Source organism: Wenjunlia vitaminophila DSM 41686 (genome assembly GCF_000380165.1).
In the GTDB taxonomy this organism is placed as follows: Bacteria; Actinomycetota; Actinomycetes; order Streptomycetales; family Streptomycetaceae; genus Wenjunlia; species Wenjunlia vitaminophila.
Genome location: NZ_KB904665.1, coordinates 1 through 17,986 on the forward strand (window position 1 = coordinate 1; position 17,986 = coordinate 17,986).

General features: G+C 72.1%; 18 protein-coding genes and 2 tRNA genes. 12 read left to right on the top strand and 8 right to left on the bottom strand.

All coding sequences use genetic code 11. The annotated features are described in order from the left end of the window. On the bottom strand, positions 1 to 402 hold a 402-nt coding region (locus A3IG_RS34185; RefSeq protein ID WP_158676907.1), incomplete at its 3' end, for a hypothetical protein. A 104-nt stretch (positions 403 to 506) separates the two neighbouring features. Then, the gene (locus A3IG_RS35710) at positions 507 to 632 is read right to left on the bottom strand and encodes a hypothetical protein (RefSeq protein ID WP_018383797.1); all 126 of its coding nucleotides are present in this window, start codon (positions 630 to 632) and stop codon (positions 507 to 509) included. 605 nt (positions 633 to 1,237) lie between these two features. Between A3IG_RS35710 and A3IG_RS0111920 the strand changes: the two genes are divergently transcribed. After that, complete coding sequence (locus A3IG_RS0111920) at positions 1,238 to 2,080, top strand: GntR family transcriptional regulator (protein WP_018383798.1); 843 nt, start codon at positions 1,238 to 1,240, stop codon at positions 2,078 to 2,080. Continuing rightward, positions 2,077 to 2,790, top strand: coding sequence for an HAD family hydrolase (locus tag A3IG_RS0111925; RefSeq protein ID WP_026220179.1), 714 nt, complete (start codon positions 2,077 to 2,079; stop codon positions 2,788 to 2,790). The genes A3IG_RS0111920 and A3IG_RS0111925 overlap by 4 nt, the downstream gene beginning before the upstream one ends. 149 nt (positions 2,791 to 2,939) lie before the next feature. On the opposite strand, the gene A3IG_RS0111930 is transcribed toward A3IG_RS0111925, so the two are convergent. Then, positions 2,940 to 3,203: a GntR family transcriptional regulator gene (locus A3IG_RS0111930; protein WP_407701022.1), complete on the bottom strand. Its 264-nt coding sequence runs from the start codon at positions 3,201 to 3,203 to the stop codon at positions 2,940 to 2,942. 197 nt (positions 3,204 to 3,400) lie between these two features. Here A3IG_RS0111930 and A3IG_RS0111935 point away from each other — a divergent pair, with 197 nt between their 5' ends. From A3IG_RS0111935 to A3IG_RS0111950, 4 genes are all read left to right on the top strand, one after another. Further along, positions 3,401 to 3,604, top strand: a complete 204-nt coding sequence (locus tag A3IG_RS0111935; protein ID WP_018383801.1) for a hypothetical protein — start codon at positions 3,401 to 3,403, stop codon at positions 3,602 to 3,604. A 346-nt stretch (positions 3,605 to 3,950) separates the two neighbouring features. Continuing rightward, complete coding sequence (locus A3IG_RS34545) at positions 3,951 to 4,115, top strand: hypothetical protein (RefSeq protein ID WP_018383802.1); 165 nt, start codon at positions 3,951 to 3,953, stop codon at positions 4,113 to 4,115. A 265-nt stretch (positions 4,116 to 4,380) separates the two neighbouring features. After that, the gene (locus A3IG_RS29450; protein WP_018383803.1) at positions 4,381 to 5,403 is read left to right on the top strand and encodes an RNA polymerase sigma factor SigF; all 1,023 of its coding nucleotides are present in this window, start codon (positions 4,381 to 4,383) and stop codon (positions 5,401 to 5,403) included. A gap of 171 nt (positions 5,404 to 5,574) precedes the next feature. After that, positions 5,575 to 6,402, top strand: coding sequence for an RNA polymerase sigma factor SigF (locus tag A3IG_RS0111950; protein WP_018383804.1), 828 nt, complete (start codon positions 5,575 to 5,577; stop codon positions 6,400 to 6,402). A 224-nt stretch (positions 6,403 to 6,626) separates the two neighbouring features. Here A3IG_RS0111950 and A3IG_RS34550 read toward each other — a convergent pair whose 3' ends face one another. Next, positions 6,627 to 6,803, bottom strand: a complete 177-nt coding sequence (locus tag A3IG_RS34550; RefSeq protein ID WP_018383805.1) for a hypothetical protein — start codon at positions 6,801 to 6,803, stop codon at positions 6,627 to 6,629. Positions 6,804 to 6,871: 68 nt separating this feature from the next. Between A3IG_RS34550 and A3IG_RS0111960 the strand changes: the two genes are divergently transcribed. From A3IG_RS0111960 to A3IG_RS0111970, 3 genes are all read left to right on the top strand, one after another. After that, positions 6,872 to 7,807 (top strand): aldo/keto reductase, encoded by a 936-nt coding sequence (locus A3IG_RS0111960; protein WP_018383806.1) that lies wholly within the window; start codon positions 6,872 to 6,874, stop codon positions 7,805 to 7,807. A gap of 461 nt (positions 7,808 to 8,268) precedes the next feature. Beyond that, a complete protein-coding gene (locus A3IG_RS0111965) occupies positions 8,269 to 9,990 on the top strand; it encodes an MDR family MFS transporter (RefSeq protein ID WP_018383807.1) in 1,722 nt (573 codons plus the stop codon). A gap of 5 nt (positions 9,991 to 9,995) precedes the next feature. Then, positions 9,996 to 10,472, top strand: coding sequence for a PPOX class F420-dependent oxidoreductase (locus A3IG_RS0111970; protein WP_018383808.1), 477 nt, complete (start codon positions 9,996 to 9,998; stop codon positions 10,470 to 10,472). Positions 10,473 to 10,556: 84 nt separating this feature from the next. Here A3IG_RS0111970 and A3IG_RS0111975 read toward each other — a convergent pair whose 3' ends face one another. Next, positions 10,557 to 11,309, bottom strand: a complete 753-nt coding sequence (locus tag A3IG_RS0111975; protein WP_026220180.1) for a TetR/AcrR family transcriptional regulator C-terminal domain-containing protein — start codon at positions 11,307 to 11,309, stop codon at positions 10,557 to 10,559. Positions 11,310 to 11,562: 253 nt separating this feature from the next. On the opposite strand from A3IG_RS0111975, the gene A3IG_RS0111980 reads away from it, so the two are divergent. Together A3IG_RS0111980 and A3IG_RS34190 are read left to right on the top strand one after the other, a co-directional pair. Beyond that, positions 11,563 to 12,198, top strand: a complete 636-nt coding sequence (locus tag A3IG_RS0111980) for an RNA polymerase sigma factor (protein ID WP_018383810.1) — start codon at positions 11,563 to 11,565, stop codon at positions 12,196 to 12,198. A gap of 327 nt (positions 12,199 to 12,525) precedes the next feature. Next, positions 12,526 to 13,338, top strand: coding sequence for a hypothetical protein (locus A3IG_RS34190; protein WP_026220181.1), 813 nt, complete (start codon positions 12,526 to 12,528; stop codon positions 13,336 to 13,338). 51 nt (positions 13,339 to 13,389) lie between these two features. Here the strand turns inward: A3IG_RS34190 and A3IG_RS31865 are convergent, their stop codons facing one another. From A3IG_RS31865 to A3IG_RS0112000, 3 genes are all read right to left on the bottom strand, one after another. Beyond that, positions 13,390 to 13,770 (bottom strand): GntR family transcriptional regulator, encoded by a 381-nt coding sequence (locus A3IG_RS31865; protein WP_018383811.1) that lies wholly within the window; start codon positions 13,768 to 13,770, stop codon positions 13,390 to 13,392. 164 nt (positions 13,771 to 13,934) lie between these two features. Then, positions 13,935 to 14,007: transfer RNA gene (locus A3IG_RS0111995), tRNA-Arg, on the bottom strand. A 239-nt stretch (positions 14,008 to 14,246) separates the two neighbouring features. Continuing rightward, a tRNA-Ser gene (locus A3IG_RS0112000) sits at positions 14,247 to 14,337 on the bottom strand. 256 nt (positions 14,338 to 14,593) lie between these two features. Between A3IG_RS0112000 and A3IG_RS0112005 the strand changes: the two genes are divergently transcribed. Beyond that, complete coding sequence (locus A3IG_RS0112005; RefSeq protein ID WP_018383812.1) at positions 14,594 to 17,974, top strand: response regulator; 3,381 nt, start codon at positions 14,594 to 14,596, stop codon at positions 17,972 to 17,974. Positions 17,975 to 17,986 lie beyond the last annotated feature (12 nt).

Consider the following 17,986-nt stretch of genomic DNA (forward strand, 5'->3'; position numbering starts at 1 on the left):
CCCGTCCGGCGGGACGGCCGCGGCCTCAGCCAGCTCGCCGAGGAACTGCTTCATGTGGCGGGGGGCGAGGCGGGACGCCCACGGCAGGACCGGCCTCCGCGTCGGCGGCCACGCCTCCACCACCACCTTGCGGACCGCATCCAGCGCGGCCTTGTCCCCACCGGAGCAGGCCGCAGCCAGCTCCCCCAGGAATCCCCCCAGATCCTCAGGGGTCAGGTACCGCGCCCACGGCAGCGTCAGGGGGTAGCCCCCGTTCGGCTCCGGGTCCGCGATGTGCCAAACCGCCCGGTCACACGACGCGGCCAGCGGACACCCGACACAGGTCCAGTAGGCCCGCTCATACGCCCGGCGCCATTCAGCGGCGCTGACCGTGCTGGTCGGGTGCTCGACCTTGTCGTACAAGTCCCACTTCCCGACGCAGGCCGGCGTGGGCTTCTCCGTGATCCGGGTGCTCGTACCCCACCCCGACTCAGCCCGACTCATCCCCGTCGGGCGCACGGCCATAGTCATCGCTGACCACCCCCGCGACCTTCCTCGCTCCGCTTGTTGGCCTCCTTCACCTTCCTGCTGAGCTCCGCCCGCTCCTCGTCCGTCAGGGCCGTGGCCCCGATCGGGATACCCTCGTACCGCATGCCTTCCTCCACATCAGGTAGGTGTGCGAAGCCCCAGGCAGCGCGGCAATCGCTGTCTGGGGCGCGTTCGTGCTGAGCCGATCCGGCTCCCCGCGACCCCGCCCGTACGACGCACAAGGGCGCCGGACGGGCGAAGGAGGCAGCCGGCCCCGCCGCTCTGCGCGGCGGGAAGCTTTCCGCGGTCAGCCGTCCTGGCGGGGATCTCGTCCCGGCAGGGCGGCTGTAGGCGGAGGGGTGACGCGAAGGGCGTTGCCGCTGTGCCGGTCCAGCACGGGCGGCGCCCAGAGCGTTCGTCGCTGACGCATTCGGATCTCCTCTCGTGTTGGCCTACGGGATGTCGCACTGCAAGGGGGGCCTCGCCCCCACTCTCCGGCCGTTGCTCGCGGTCGCCGGGCCACCTCGCCAGTACGGGCCGAAACCCTGTTCTGCCTGGCCTTTAGCGGGATTGCAGCGTCCCCGCCCTGTACACGTGCAGCCCAAAGAAGGGCCTTCACGCCGCCTCCGCGTTCTCCCGGTGGCGACATGCTCAACATAGGCAACCTGCTTAAGCAGGTCAAGAAGGTTGGGGAGGTCGCGCAGGTTGAGCAAGTGGGTAGCATGGCGGTATGAGCCTTGACCCGAACGATGAGCGCCCGCCGTACTTGCAGGTCAGCAGCGTGCTGCGCGCCGAAATCCTCACGAGAAAGTTCGAGCCCGGGAAGCAGTTGCCGTCCGGACCCGAGCTGGCGAAGCGGTTCCAGGTTGCCCGGGGGACGGTGACCCGGGCCCTCGACATGCTCAGGGACGAAGGGCTGATCGTGACCCGCAAGGGGTCCGGCTCCTTCGTCCGTGAGCGGACTGAACGACCGGTGGGTCTGCGGCCTCACCTGGAGATGGCGTTCGCCGATCCCCACGTCACGGTCGACTTCGCCGGGTTCAGCAGCGAGACGCTGCACAGCGCGATGCAGGAACCGCTCGACAAGATTCGCGCTGGCCGACTCCGCCCCGAGTCGATCGAGGTCCGGCTGCTCCTGCCGGACACCACGGCGCCGATGGCGGTGCCGACGCTAGTGGACGGGCTCAAAGACGACCCTGCGCTCCGCGACCGAGCCCGGGACATCGCGCTGACGGCTGCCGCTGGCATCCGGCACTCAGTCGAGGTGCTGGCCGAGCTCGGACTGGTCGAGAAGGCATCGGTGAATGTGAAGGTCTACCGAGCGACATCGCTGTTCAAGCTCTACGTCCTCAACCACCGCGACGTGTTCTTCGGCTTCTACCCGCTGCGCGAACGCACGATGGAGGTGGCGAGCGAGTCGCGCACCTTCTTCGACGTCACCGGCAAGGACGCCACCCTCTTCCACCACGCAGCGGGCTCCGACAGCGAGTCCATGGGGTCGCAGTACGTCCAGCAGGCCACCAGGTGGTTCGAGAGTATCTGGAACACCATCGCGTACGAGCGTGAGTCATGAGCATGCCCTCGGAGGGACTGGCCTCCGTCCTTGCTCCTGTACGGCACGTACTCCTCGACTTCGACGGTCCTGTCTGCTCGGTCTTCGCGGGGGTTCCGGCACCCGAAGTCGCGCGGCGCCTGGCCGAACAGTTGTCGGGTCCCGACGGTCCGCCTCCCGGGCACGAGGAGTCCGACCCGCTGGCAATGCTTCGGCGGATCGCTGACGAGCGGGACGACCTAGTGCCACTGGCTGACGAAACGCTGGCACGGCTGGAGATGGAGGCCGTTGATCGGGCCCAGCCGACACCGGGCGGGGTGGCCTTCCTTGAGGCGTGTGCAGCGAGCGGGCGTGTGGTCTGGATGGTCAGCAACAACGCGACGGTGGCCATCGCACGCTACGTGGACACCCATGGACTCGGCCGACTCATCGCCGGCCAGTTCGGCCGGGTGAGCGGTCATCCGAGATCCATGAAGCCATCCCCGGAGCTCCTGTTCGCTGCGATGGCGGCAGCCGGGGCAAGACCGGGCGACTGCATCTTCGTCGGCGATGCGGTGCGAGACATCGAGGCTGCCCACGCCGCTGGCATGGATGCGATCGGGTACGCGAACAAGCCGGGCAAGGACGCGGCACTGACCAGGGCTGGAGCTGCAGCAGTGGTCACCTCGATGGGCGAGCTGGCCCGGGCGACAGGAGGGGGGAGCTCGGAGTCCTTCGCCTCTCTGCCCTAACGACAGTCATTGGCAGCGACGACGATGGACTCCGCGGCCCCGAGCCCCGGTAACGTACACCGTTCCGACCGAGAGAAGAGGACGTCGGCCGTCGGCAGTACCGATTCGCTCACCGCCGGGGGGGCGGAACTCAGCCGGCGGCCTGTTCCCTACGAGTCGGCGCCCGGAAGTTCCCCGGACTCTCCGCCCTGCCGCACGGTGACGAACGTGCCCTTGTTGGGCAGCGTGACCACCAGCCCGCGATCCCGTAGTTCCTGGACTGCCCGCCGCGCGGTGCCCGGGGCAACGCCGTACTGCGTACCCATGTCCCGCTCGTTCGGCAACCGCGCGCCGTAGGGCAGACGCCCCGCCCTGATCTCGGCTTCGACCGCGTCGGCCACGCGCACGTACACGTACCCGATCTCATCGCTCACGATCGGGACCGTAGGGCGATGGTCTGCGGTCGGCATCGGCAGGTAGCTCCATACAGCCCCATGCAGCGGCCTATAGCGGTAATTTGACGAGAACCCCTCGGGGGCCACACATCCGGCCCGAGGGTTGTCCAGTCAGGGAGCTGATGAGCATGGGGAAGTCTGCCGGACGCACACCCGATCGAGGGAAGCAACCGAGGATGGAGGACTGGCTGCGGTGCGGTGCCACCGTGCTGGACACCGTCACCGGCCAGACCGGGGTGGTGATGTCCGTCGGCCTGTACTCCGGAGACCGGCAGCTCGAGCCCCCGACCAAGGTGTGGCTCCGTCCGCCTCAAGGGGGCGCGGAGTGGGTGACGCAGGCTGACGACCTGGAGCCAGTCACGCGCGACCAAGCCGGGTAGACGACGCCGGCCGTTCTGCCCGACGCCGACCAGGATGCCCTGGTCTCAGTTCTGGTCTCATTCATCGACGGTCGCGGCCGTTCACAGTCGTCCAGACGAGCCGATCAAGCCGGTGCCGCACCGGCCGTGAACCGGGCTGTACACTCGCTCACAGACCTCGAAAGCGTGTGAGGGGGCAACTCCTCCGTGGGTTCAAATCCCACCGCTACCGCTTCTCATGTCAGCACCCCGCAGGGCAGGCGCCCTGCGGGGGTCTTGGCGTTGGCTCGACTGACGGGCGAATTGGGTCCCTCCTTCAGCCTATGGACAGATAGACTCACCGCACCGGGGAGCGGGGAGGCAGCGCATGGCACAGGCGAAGAAGGTCACCCTCTACATCCTGATCGTGTTCGTCCTCTACACGATCATCAGCTCACCGGAGCGTTCAGCCGAACTGGTTCAGATCGGCTTCGAGGGCATCTCCAAGGCCGCCGGGCAGATCGGCGAGTTCATGACCGAGCTCGTCAACTGAGTCGCGCCACTGATCCCGGCCCGTCGCGGAGCGCGGGGCCGGTGAGGACGGTCCGTCCCTGACGGCCACACCCGGGTCCGGTCTCCCCTCCTCTCCCCGACCCGGCCGCCGCCTTCCCGACGCCCCTCCCTTCCCGAGCCGGTCCTCGACTCCCGTCAACAACACGTCGCCATAACGGTGCTTGCACACAGTCACATGTCTTGTGATGCTATGACCGGTTTTGCCTGATGTGCCGGTCACATGGCGTTGTCTGACGAGAGGTGGCATGTCCGTATCGGCGAGTACCGCACCGATCGACCCCGGGGCTGCCACCGTCCAGGCCCGCCCCCGGGAGGCGGTCACCCACGCCCGCACCGATCCCGTCACCGACGCGCACCCGACCACCGCACCGGTCCGGGGAGCGCCCCCGCGCGCCCCCACCCCCGCCGGGCCGTGTGCCCCTCCCGATCCCGGCGCCGCCCCGGACGTCCCGGCCGCGCCCGCCGGCGCCGCCCCCGGCCCCCGCCGGCGCCGCCCGCCCAAGAGCAGCACCGTGGACGCCCGGGCACTGACCCGGGTCCTGTTCGAGAAGCTGAGCGGGCTCACCCCGGGGACCCCGGAGCACGCCCGGGTGCGCGACGCGCTCATCGAGGTCAACCTGCCACTGGTCCGGTACGCGGCGGCACGCTTCCGCAGCCGCAACGAGCCCATGGAGGACGTCGTCCAGGTCGGCACGATCGGCCTGATCAACGCCATCGACCGGTTCGACCCGTCGCGCGGGGTGCAGTTCCCCACGTTCGCCATGCCCACCGTGGTGGGCGAGATCAAGCGGTACTTCCGGGACAACGTCCGCACCGTGCACGTGCCCCGCCGGCTGCACGAACTCTGGGTCCAGGTGAGCGGCGCCATCGAGGACCTCACGGTGGCCCACGGACGCTCGCCGACGACCGGGGAGATCGCCGACCGGCTGAAGATCGGGGAGGAGGAGGTGCTCTCCTGCCTGGAAGCGGGACGGGCCTACCACGCCACGTCGCTGGAGGCCGCCCAGGAGGGCGAGGGGTCCCAGGCGCTGCTGGACCGGCTCGGCTACGAGGACCCGGCGCTGGCCGGTGTCGAACACCGGGACCTCGTCCGGCACCTGCTGGTCCAACTCCCGGAAAGGGAACGAAGGATTCTGCTGCTGCGCTACTTCGGGAACCTGACCCAGTCCCAGATCAGTGCGGAGCTAGGGGTCTCACAGATGCACGTCTCTCGCCTACTCTCGCGCAGTTTTGCGCGGCTGCGCTCCGCAAATCCCATCGAACCCTAAGCAAACAGGGTGAATTCGGAGTCCGATATTTGTCGATTTGGCGTTACGCAGCGTTGTTGCCCTATGACATGACGCACGAACCGCGTTTGACGGGGCTCAGGCTCCGGTATTCAGGTTGAGGCAGCTCGATCGCACTACCGTGATCGAGAAGCGACCTCAGGAGGGGGTGGCATGTCCGCACAACTGGGCAGCTCGACGATTCCCGCCAGTCGGCCAGCGCCGTCCTACAACAGTGACTCCATCGACACCCGTACCCTGTCCCGGTCCCTGTTCCTGCGGCTCGCCGAACTCACGGAGGACTGCGCGGAGCGCACCTACGTGCGCGACACGCTGATCGAGCTGAACCTGCCGCTGGTCCGGTACGCGGCGGCACGCTTCCGCAGCCGCAACGAGCCCATGGAAGACATCATCCAGGTGGGCACCATCGGCCTGATCAAAGCGATCGACCGGTTCGACGCCGGCCGCGGCGTGGAGTTCCCGACGTTCGCCATGCCCACGGTGGTCGGCGAGATCAAGCGGTTCTTCCGGGACACCAGTTGGTCGGTGCGGGTGCCCCGGCGGCTCCAGGAGCTGCGGCTCGCCCTGACCCGGGCCAGCGACGAGCTGTCCCAGCAGCTCGACCGTTCGCCCACGGTCGCGGAGCTCGCCCAGTGCCTCGGGGTCTCCGAGGAGGACGTGGTGGACGGCCTGGCGGTGGGCAACGCGTACACCGCCAGCTCCCTGGACTCGCCCCCGCCCGAGGAGGACGGCGAGGGCTCGCTCGCCGACCGGCTCGGCTACGAGGACTCCGCGCTCGAGGGCGTGGAGTACCGCGAGTCGCTCAAGCCCCTGCTGGCCAGCCTGCCCCCGCGGGAGCGCCGGATCATCATGCTGCGGTTCTTCAGCAACATGACGCAGTCCCAGATCGGTGAGGAGGTCGGCATCTCGCAGATGCACGTCTCCCGCCTGCTGACCCGGACCCTGGCCCAGTTGCGCGAGGGCCTCATCGCCGAGTCCTGACCCGGCCCCGCAGGGCGGCGTCGTCCCGGCTCCCCCGACGGGGGCCGGTGGTCGCCCACCGGCTCACGGGGCGTCAGCGCGCTGGCGCCCCTTCGCCGTGTCAGGTGCCTGCGCCGCGTACCGGCGCGCCGGCCTTAGAACCGGCCCGGGGCCGCGCCGCCACCGGACGGAGCCGGAACCCGGCGCGGCACCGGGCGGAGCCATTCGGGTGCCGCCCGGACCGGCTACTTCAGCGCCATCCACGCCAGAGCGGCGACCGCCACCACGGCGATCACCGCCACGACGGCGATCAGTGTGGTGCGGTTGTTGGTGCCCGCGGGCTCCGGGGTGTTGGCCCCTTCGTCGACGAACGCCCGGAACATCTGGGTGCTGCCGGCGGGGTCGTGTTCGTTGTCAGCCATGGGACGGGACTCTAACGAATGCGCGCGGACCACGGAACATCGAACTCCCCCGTCTCGTTGCCCCGGACATGAGACAGCTCGGCACTTCGGATCTCAACGTCTACCCCCTCGCCCTGGGCGGCAACGTCTTCGGCTGGACCGCGGACGAACGGCAGTCCTTCGCCGTCCTCGACGCCTACACCGACGCGGGCGGGAACCTGATCGACACCGCGGACGTGTACTCCGCCTGGGTGGAGGGCAACTCCGGCGGTGAGTCAGAGCAGATCATCGGACGGTGGCTGGCCTCCCGCGGCAACCGTGACTCGGTCGTGGTGGCCACCAAGCTCGGTGCCTTCCCGGGCCTGCGGGGCCTGTCCGCGGCAACGGTCAAGCGCGCGGCGGAGGAGTCGCTGCGCCGCCTCGGCACGGACCGCATCGACCTCTACTACGCGCACTACGACGACCCGGACACCCCGGTGGAGGAGACGCTCTCCGCGTTCGGCGAGCTGATCCAGGAGGGCAAGGTCCGGCACGTCGCGGCCTCCAACTTCACCGGTGCCCGGCTGGCCGAGGCCCTGGCCGTCGCCGACCGGGAAGGCCTGCCCCGGTACGTCGCCGTCCAGCCGCACTACAACCTGGTCTTCCGCGAGGAGTACGAGCAGGGCGAGCGCGCCGTGGTCGAGGCGAACGGCCTCGGCACGCTTCCCTACTACGCCCTGGCCTCCGGGTTCCTCACCGGCAAGTACCGGCCGGGCTCCGCCGTGGAGAGCCCCCGTGCGGCCCGGGCGGCGGAGTACCTGGCGTCGCCCCGCGGACCGCGGGTGCTGGCCGCGCTCGACGAGGTGGCCGCCCGGCACGAGGCCGAGGTCGCCACGGTGGCGTTGGCCTGGCTGGCGGCACAGCCGACCGTGGTGGCACCCATCGCCAGCGCCCGCACCCCGGAACAGCTCGCGCCGCTGCTGGCGTCCGCCGAGCTGCGGCTGACCCAGGACGACCTCTCGCTGCTGGGCGACGCCTCGGCCTGAGCCCCGGGCCGCGACGCCCGCGCCGCCGGCCGCCCCAACGTCCCGACCGGTGGCGGCACGGCGAGCCGCTGGGGCTGCTCCGGCCCCCCGGGCACGGCAGCCAGGTCCTGCCGCACCGGGGGCCCGGAGGCTTTTCCGTTTCTTTGCTGGCAGGCCCCCTCATTTCATTTGCTTGTTGCAACTAATCAACTTACCGTTGCTCGAGGCAACCATTTCCGGGGCACGGGGTTCCACCGCCCCGAAGGACCCGGTCCACCGCCCGCGGGACGCGGGAGCGCACCCGCAGGAGCCGGAGGGGACCCAGGTGGCGACCCGGCGGCCCGCCTGACGGGCGGTCCGGTTCGCGTGCCGACCGAACCACCCGACCCGGACGGGCGCCGGCCCGGAACGTGCGCCGCCGGGCCCCCGACCCGGAAGGCTCCGGCCGAGCGCGACCGGACCCGCCTCGATGGAGAGACAGCATGACCTCGACCGCAACGGGAGACGCGCCGGAAGGCAGCACGGCCACGGACGACGCGCTTCCGCCGATGACCCACCGGCAGATCATGGAGGCGCTCTCCGGGCTGCTGCTCGGACTGTTCGTGGCGATCCTGTCGTCCACGATCGTCTCCAACGCCCTGCCGACGATCATCCATGACCTGCACGGCAGCCAGACCTCCTACACCTGGGTGGTCACCGCCACCCTGCTCGCGATGACCGCGTCCACCCCGCTGTGGGGCAAGATGGCCGACCTCACCAGCAAGAAGGTGCTGGTGCAGACGGCTCTGGTGATCTACGTCTGCGGGTCCGCGGTCGCCGGGCTCTCCCAGAACACCGGCATGCTGATCAGCGCCCGGGTGGTCCAGGGGATCGGCGTCGGCGGGCTGAGTGCCCTGGTCCAAGTGATCATGGCGGCGATGATCGCTCCCCGGGAGCGGGGACGGTACAGCGGCTACCTCGGCGCGGTCTACGCGCTCGGCACCATATGCGGTCCGCTGATCGGCGGCGTCATCGTGGACACCCCGTGGCTGGGCTGGCGCTGGTGCTTCTACGCCGGCGTACCGTTCGCCGTCGTCGCCCTGCTGGCGCTGCAGAAGACCCTGAACCTGCCGGTGGTCAGGCGCCAGGTGAAGGTGGACTGGGCCGGGGCCACCCTGATCACCTCCTCGGTGTCGCTGCTGCTGATCTGGGTCTCCCTCGCCGGGGACCGCTACCCCTGGGTCTCCTGGCAGACGTGGGCGATGACCGGCGGCGCCGTGGTCCTCGCGCTGGCCTTCCTGCTGGTGGAGTCCACGGCCAGTGAACCGGTCGTCCCGCTGCGGCTGTTCCGCAACCGCACGGTGACCCTGGCGACCGTCGCCAGCCTGCTCATCGGCCTGGTCATGATCGGTTCCACGGTCTTCCTCAGCCAGTACTTCCAACTCGCCAAGGGCGAGTCGCCGACCATGGCCGGGGTGCTGACCACGCCGCTGATCCTCGGCCTGTCCCTGAGCTCCGCGGTCTCCGGGCGGATCATCACCAGGACCGGACGCTGGAAGGGGTTCCTGGTCGCCGGTGGGGTGCTGACCGCGGTGGGCTACGGCTCGCTCGGCGGCGTGCGCGCGGACAGCGACTACCCGCTGGTCGCCCTCGCGATGTTCGTCGGCGGCCTGGGGCTCGGCCTGACCATGCAGAACCTGGTGCTGTCCGTGCAGAACCAGGTGGCCCCGCACGAACTGGGCGCGGCCAGTTCGCTGGTGACGTTCTTCCGCTCCCTCGGCGGGGCCGTCGGGGTGTCGGCGCTCGGCGCCGTGCTGGGGAGCAGGGTCGCCGACTACACCCGCAGCGGGTTCGCCCGCGAGCACCTTCAGGTGCCCTCCGGCGGCGGCAGCACCATTCCCGACCTGGACAAGCTCCCCGGCCCCGTCCGCGCGGTGGTCGAGGACGCGTACGGGCACGGGCTCGGCGACGTCTTCCTGTACATGGCGCCGTTCGCGGCGCTGGCCCTGGTGGTCATGCTGTTCATCAAGGAGGTGCCGCTGCGCACCGGGGGTGGCGTGGCGGACCGGGCCCGTGGCGCCGGCCCCGCGCGGGCGGCGACCACCGCCGGGACGACCGTCACGGACCCGACCGTCACCGAGGCGACCACCGCCGGGACGAGCGTCATCGACCCGAGCGTCACGGACCCGTCGGCCGGCCGTCCCGCGCCGCCCGGCGTACGCTGACCGACATGGCGCCTCCGAACATCGCGACGTCCCGGCCGGTCAGCCTCCCGGAGCTACTGGAGTTCGTCCGTCCACGGCACCGCGCGATCCTGTTGACCACCCGCGGCGACGGCAGGCCCCAGGGCTCCCCGGTGACCTGCGGCGTGGACGGGTCCGGCCGGATCGTGGTCTCGACGTACCCGGAGCGGGCCAAGACCCGCAACGTCCGGCGCGACCCCACGGTGAGCGTCGTCGTGCTGTCCGACGACTGGGACGGGCCCTGGGTGCAGATCGACGGTGACGGCGAGGTCATCGACCCACCCGCGTCGGTGGAGCCGCTGGTCGAGTACTACCGCGCCATCGCGGGTGAGCACCCGGACTGGGACGAGTACCGGGCGGCCATGCTCCGCCAGGGCAAGTCCCTGCTGCGGATCGTCCCCCGCCGGTGGGGACCGGTCGCGACCGGCGGCTTCCCGGCCCGGGTGGTGGCCGAGGGGCACTGAGCGGCGTTCCGCGCGGGCGCTCCCCCACCCGGCGACGCCGCGCGGGGCCGCCCGCGGAACCTCCGTCCGGCTGCCGGCAGGCGCCTAGGCACCGTCCCGGTGGCGCCCGGCCATGACCTCCAGGCCGGCCACGACGGTGTCGAGGGCGATCCGGAAGTCCCGCTCCCGGGTCTGCTCGAACGGCGCCTCTATCCGTTCCTGGAGGATCGGCACCTGCTCGGCGAGGCCGGGCATCGCCATCAGCGCCTGGAAGACGTCGCGCAGGACCGCGTCCTGGTCCACCCCCGCGGCCTGGCAGCGTTCCACCCAGCGGCCCTCCACGGTGGCGTAGCCGTAGACGAACTGGTAGAGCGCGGAGAGCGCTCCTGGGGCAGCGCTCCGGTGGACGCCCGCCTTGTCCAGGACCCGCAGCGCGGTGACGGTCATGGCCAGGGAGTTCGGGCCGACATTGAGGTACTCGCCGATGAGCCGGGACGCCCAGGGATGGGCGACCAGGGCACTGCGCAGCTCGGAGGCGAGCTGGCGCAGGTCCTCCTGCCAGGGACGTTCCGCCGCGGGGTCGGGCAGCCGCACCTCGCCGCTGACCGCGTCGAGCGCCATCTCCAGCAGGTCGTCCTTGGTGTCGACGTACCAGTAGACCGACATGGCGCTGACGCCGAGTTCGGCGACGAGCCGGCGCATGGAGAAGCCGGACAGGCCCTCGGCGTCCAGCAGTCGCGTCACCGCCGCCACGATCCGCTCCCGGTCGAGCCCCTCCGGCGCCGCCCGGCGCGACGGCTTGGCACGCTCGGCCAGCCACACACTGGCCAGCGGGTGACCAGCACGACTGCGGGCCACGTCACTCACTCCCTCGTCACGAGCTCCGCCGCCGCGGAGCAGCAACGAGCTTATGGGGTGCGCCGGCACCCGGGCACCGCCGAGCGGGACCCGAACAGGCCCTCCCGTCCGCCCCTCCGTGCCCGGCGGCGCCGGGCACGGAGCGCGAAATCGACTCCCGGGGAGGACCTCGGGCATTCACACATGAGTCCGTAACAGCCCGGGGTCCACAGTCAGTCGTTGGGCTTTCGCCCAGCTCAGCGAATGGACCATCATGAGCTGGGTGTACGAATCACGCGACGGCACCGTGGGCGACGACGACACACTCGCCGCCGCGGTCACCGCCGCGCGCCACGGCTCGGAGGACGGCTTCCGGCTCGTCTACCGGGCCTTACAACCGGGCCTCCTGCGTTACCTGCGCACCCTGGTCGGCGAGGAGGCCGAGGACGTGGCCGCCGACTCCTGGGTGCAGATCGTGCGGGGACTCGGCTCGTTCCACGGGGACGCCGACGACTTCCGGGCCTGGACGACCACCATCGCCCGCAACCGCGCCATCGACCACCTGCGCCGGGTGCAGCGCCGCCCGGTCGCCGACGCCCCGGTCGAGGACCTGGTCGTCTCCCGGCCCGCCCCGGAGAACACCGCCGAGGCCGCCCTGACCGCCATCAGCACCGACGAGGCCGTGGCCCTGCTCGGCCAGCTACCGCGCGACCAGGCCGAGGCGCTGGTGCTGCGGATCGTGCTCGACCTCGACGTGGAGACCACCGCCCGCATCCTGGGCAAGCGCTCCGGCGCGGTGCGTTCGGCCGCCCACCGGGGGTTGCGGCGGCTGGCCAGGATGCTGACGGCGAGAACCCCGAGTTCCGCCGAGGTCGTGACGGGAGCCACGGCCAGGACGCTGAACGAATGAGTCGACTTGCTCTCCGCCCGCAGGTCGGGGTTCCCGTGGTCGCCTGCTGGGTTTCCTGCTCCGTCGCTGACCGCCCCGCGCGGGAGGACCCCCGTTGAGGTCTCACACCAGCCCCACCCGCGCCAGCGTGTGGCCCTTGACCCTGGCGCCAACGGTGGCATCCTCGGTCACGGCCCCGCCGTGTCCCAGCTCACGTACCGTCGGCTCCCTCGTTGCCGGAGACTGTTGTCGCCGGTGCGCGGCGTGCTCCACCGCCGCGCGGCTCCGCGTCCAGGATGCGTTCCCTCCCCCGGCGATGGCTGGGGGTCTCCACGCAAGGAGTCCTCGATGAGCGCACACCGCCACCGGCGGACCGAGCACGACGCCGCCGCGCGGGAGTTGTTGCACGAGGCCGGGCTCGACGACCAGGCTGGCACGGACGCCCTCACCGCCCTCCTCGCCGCGGCCACCGCTCCCGGCCGCGAGGGCGAACTGGCCGGTGAGGACGCGGCAGTTGCCGCGTTCCGCGAGGCGGGCACCGGGCTGTCCCCGGTCCGGCGACACCTGGTGACGCGGTCCCGTGGTGCCGCGGTGATCGGCTCGGCCGCCGCGTTGCTGACGGCGCTGGCCCTCGTCACGGGCGGCGGCTCCCTGCCGGGCCCGCACACGACCGGGCACGCAGAAACGTCCCGTCGCTCCCAGGCCGCGCCCTGGTCCCCCGCCCCCGCACCTGAACGGCCGGCCGGCTCCCCCCGGCCCCCCGCAGCCGCCCCCTCGGGCCTCCCGGGCACCCTGGCCGCCCCGCCGGACAGGTCCACCACTCCGTCCTCCGCCCCGCCCTCCGGTCCCTCCGCTGCCCCAGGGACCGTGTTGCCTCCCGCCACCCTCAGCAGCCCGAGCAACCCGAGCAACCCCGGTAGCCCCGGTAGCCCCGGCAGCCCGTCCCAGGGCACCTCCTCCCCGCCGGTCGTCAGCGACCCGCCGACCACCACCGCGGAGCCCCTCATCGCCCTGTGCCACCGCCACCTGTCGTCCCCGGGCTCCCTCACCCCGGAGCAGACCGGCCGTCTGGCTGCCGCGGCCCGCGCCCCCTCCGGTCCCCCGGCGGCGCAGCGCGCCCGGATCACCCGCTACTGCCGCCACCTCACCGGGGAGGGCTGACCGTACCGCCGGCGCCGCGGCCCGGGCTCCCCGCAGAACGCGGCGACGACCTCACGGCGCGGGCCGTTCCGCACCCTGGACCAGCTCCTCGAGGCGTTGCAGGCGCTCACCCAGGCCCCGTACCTCGTCGCGGACCGCCCGGATCTCCCGCATCACCGCCTCGAGTTCCGGCCCTGGCCCCGTTTCGTCCTGCGGGACGGGTTCGCTGCTCACGAAGTAGCCACGGGTGGAGTCGGCGTAGACCAGCCCCCACGACCTCAGCAGGTGCAACGCCTGCTTGGCCGTCCCCGGTGAGGCGTCGAACTGCTCGGCGATCTTCCGAACCGAGTCCAGCCGGTCGCCCGGCCTCAGCGTCCCCGCCGCGATCTGTCTGCGCAGGTCAACGGCGATCTTCTCGTACACGGTGCGGGTCTCGTCCGCGATGGGCGTCATCCACCGATGGTAACCATCTTGTTCCGACTGAGGCAGCAGTGGCAGCACAAAGGCGCGCGTGTCCCGCCGCCTTCCGTGCCCTGCCGACCACGGGGCGCCCCGGCGCAACCCGGTGACACCAAGAAGCCCCTCGGGAGATGATCCCAAGGGGCCCTGACGTGTTGCGCGCTCGGCAGGATTCGAACCTGCAACCTTCTGATCCGTAGTCAGATGCTCTATCCGTTGAGCTACGAGCGCCCGGTCCTCCGCGGTGGTTCCCGCGGTGGCGGTCTTTCCGGCTGCGCGGGGACAACATTACATGAGGCGGCCCCGGACATGAAATCGAGTTTCCCGGTAGGGGCACCGGCAGGGAGGAGGGGGACGGGAGGCGACGCGCCGGGCACGACAGACCGGATTTCGCTGTGAGCGAACACGCGCGGACGGGGACGCCGACATGCCACAGCCCCGGCGGCATGGCCGACGGGGCTGGGAGTGAGCGGAGGCTCCGGGATTTGAACCCGGGAGGGGGTTGAAGCCCCCAACCGCATTAGCAGTGCGGCGCCATAGACCAGACTAGGCGAAGCCTCCCACACGCCGCCGCTCGTGCGTCCAGCGCGTGATAGATGATGGCACAGCCCACCGGCCAGCCACCAACCAGAAGACTACGCTACTCGGCCGGTCCTCGGCTCGGCAAAAACCCAGGATCGAAAGACCCCGCGCGCTGCCGGCGGTTGGCGGCCAGGGCGTGGGCGCTTCGGCCGTACACTCCCCTAGTGATATGCCTCGGGGGGACGGCAAGATGAGCCGTCGGCGCAGTGGTCACAGCTAGGGAGGACGCGTCGTCGTGAGCAGCAGGCCATCCCGAGGCGCTGCTCGCCTCGCAGCCATACTCGACGCCCTCCCCGACGCGCTGCTGCTGGTCAACTGCAACGGCACGGTCGTCAACGCCAACGCCATAGCGCTCGAGACCTTCGAGACCCCCGGGACCGCCCTGGTCGGGCGGGGCCTGCTGGACCTGCTGCCGACGTTCGACAGCAAGCGCATCCCCGGGTCGATGCGGCGGGCCGACCAGCAGTTCGCCGAACGCACCAGGCCGACCAGGATGGTGGCGCGGCGGACCGACGGCGTGGAGTTCCCGGTCGAGGTGACCAGCGCCAACCTGGAGGACCCGCGCACCCCGTACGCCCAGCCCGACCACTACACCGGTGACGAGCTGCTGATGCTCGTGGTCCGCGACCTCACCGGCACGTTGGACACCGAGGCCGAGCTGGCCCGCCAGCAGCGGCAGACCGAGATGATCCTGCGGGCCGCGGCCGAGGGCGTGGTCGGGGTGGACGTCGAGGGCAAGGTGGTGCTGGTCAACCCGTCAGCGGCCCAGATCCTCGGGTACCGGGCGAGCGACCTCGGCGGCCAGGAGCTGCACCCACTGATCCACCACTCGCGGGCGGACGGCAGTCCCCTGCCCGCGGAGGAGTCGCCGCTGAGCGACACCCTGCGCTCGGGCCGCAAGCACCGGGTCCGCGGGGTGGTGCTGTGGCGCAAGGACGGCAAGGCGGTCCCGGTGGACCTCACCACCGCCCCGGTGCGGGACGGCGACCAGCTCGTCGGGGCCGTCATGACCTTCACCGACCGGACCCGCTTCGACGCGGTCAACACGCGCAACGAACAGCTCAAGGCCGTCCTGGAGTCCTCCCTGCGCGGTCCCCTGAACGAGCTGCGCCAGCAGTTGACGCAGCTCGCGGCCGATCCCGCGGGCCAGTTGTGGCCGGAGGCCAACCAGATCCTGCACCACCTCGCGGCCGGCTACGGGCGGATGACCACCCTGGTGGACAACGTCCTGGCGTTCCAGCGGCTGGAGAGCGGGGAGGAGCAGCTCGACCGGCAGCCGGTGGGTCTCGACGAGGTGGTCGCGGCCGGCGTCGAGGGCGCGATCGAGCTGATCGGCCCCGGCCGGGCGCAGTACGCGGTGCACGCCCCGCCGGTGGAGGTGACCCTGGACGGGGAACGGATGGCGCAGGCCCTGGCGCACCTGATCGCGGACACGGTCGGGGTGGACGCGACCGGGCTCAGCGGCACCGGGGACTCCACGGTGGTCGTCGCGGCGGCGCAACGCGGCGAGGTGGCGCGGATCGAGGTCCGCGGGCCGCACGGCGGCGGACACCCGGTGCACCTCCCGCTGGCGCGCAGCGTGGTGGACCGGCACGGCGGGGTCCTCCAGGTGCACGAGGTGCCCGGGCAGGGCAGTGCCTACGTGGTGGAGGTGCCGCTGACCCCCGGCGCCGCCAGGGGCGGCCAGAAGGCCGGACCGGGTGCCGGCGCCGACGGTCAGACCTCGGGCACCGGGACGGTCGAACGGCCGGCCCCGGCGCCCGGCCCCCGCACCTCCGGCGGGCCGGGCCACGAAGGCAGGCCGAACCGGCCGCCCAGGCAGCGGCAGGCGCCCCCGGACTCAGCGCTCGCCCTCCCCCCCGCGGCCCCCGGGGGCCTCACCCCCGTGGCGGCCCCCGCGCTGCCGGCCGTTCCCGAGCAGCCCACCGGCAGGCGGCGTGCGTTGCGCGGCGAGCCGAGGGCGGTGGCGGCGCTCCCCGGCGGCGCGGGGCCGGTCCCCGAGCCGAGCGCGGTCGTGGCGAACGGCGCGGCTCCGGTCGCCAGCGGGGCCCCGGACACGGACGGCGCTGGTCGCGGTGGGGCGGGCGGTGGGACAGGACGCCGGGCCCGGCGGGCGCTCCCCCAGGCCCCGACGCCGGCGGAGCAGTTCACCGTTCCCGCGCAGGCGCCCGGCCAGCAGGTGCGCGTGCGCACCCTGGGACAGGGTGTGCCGCTGGCCCAGCAGGCGGGTGAGGGCTCGTCGGGCGGACAGGACGTGCTGGTCCCCGCCCCCTCGGGCTCGGGTCGGCGCCGCAAGCTGGCGGCGCCGGAGCAACGGCCCGCCCCCGCGGCGGAGCAGGCCCAGGCACCGCGGGGCAAGGCGGCCCCGGCGGCGCAGCGCAACGGTGCGCGGCCCTCCGCGCAGCCGGGTCAGGGCGACGCCCGGGCCATCGCGGCCGCCGGGGACGGCCAGGCCACCGGTGGGGTGCACGCCGGGAGCGGCACGCACGGCCGTGCCATCGCCCTCGGCCCGGAGCCCTCCGTCGCCGCGGCTCCGGAGGCTGGGCGGGGCAGCCACGCCCGTCCCCGGGTCAACGGCACGGGTTCGGCGGAGGCGCCCGTCGCGGGCCCGGCCGCCGGACTCCCCGCGCCCGGCGGCGCCGACGGCGACACCCAGGGCTTCCCGGCCCCGGGGGGGGCCCTGGCGCTGGCGACGGGCGACGACACGCAGGGCGGTCCGGGTGGCGCCGTGCCACGGGCGGCCGGCGCGCAGGCAGCGAACCCCCGGGGTTTCGTCGAACGGGCGGTGGTCGGCAACGGGCGGGAGTTCACGATTGGTGCCCCCGCCGAGGGCGCGGAGGGGCCCGAGCACCTGGACGAGGTCACCTCGGTGGCCGAGCCCGAGGGACCGGACCGGAACCACCCGCGTCGGCTCCTGGTCTGGCCGGAGCCGGACGCCTCCACCCGGCAGGCGCTGACCGAACGCGGCTACCACCCGGTGATCGTGCGTTCCCGCGAGGAGGTGGACGCACAGGTCGCGGAGTTCCCCGCGGCGTTGTTCGTCGATCCGTTGACCGGGCCGATCACCCGGACCGCGCTCCAGTCGCTGCGCACCGCGGCGGTGGCGGCCGAGGTGCCGGTGCTGGTCACCGCGGGTCTGGGGCAGGCGACGCGGGAGGCGGCGTACGGGGCGGACCCGGCCGTGCTGCTCAAGGCGCTGGCCCCGCGGGACAGCGAGCAATACCCCCCGCGGGTGCTGCTGGTCGAGAGCCACCAGGACATCGCGGCGGCGTTCACCGCCACCCTGGAGCGCCGCGGGATGCAGGTGACGCACGCCCCGTCGGACGCTGACGCGGTGCCGGCGGCCGAGCAGGTGCCGCCGAACCTGGTGGTGATGGACCTGATGTTGATCCGGCGCCGCCGGGCGGGCATCGTGGACTGGCTGCGGGGCAGCGGGCAGCTCAACCGCACGCCGTTGGTCGTCTACACCTCCGTGGACATCGACCCCAACGAGCTGCCGCGGCTGCGGTCCGGTGAGACCGTGTTGTTCCTCGCCGAACGTTCCACCAGCACCGATGTCCAACAGCGCATCGTTGACCTGCTCGGGAAGATCGGGACGCGGGCTCCGGGGCGCTGACGCCACCGGGCC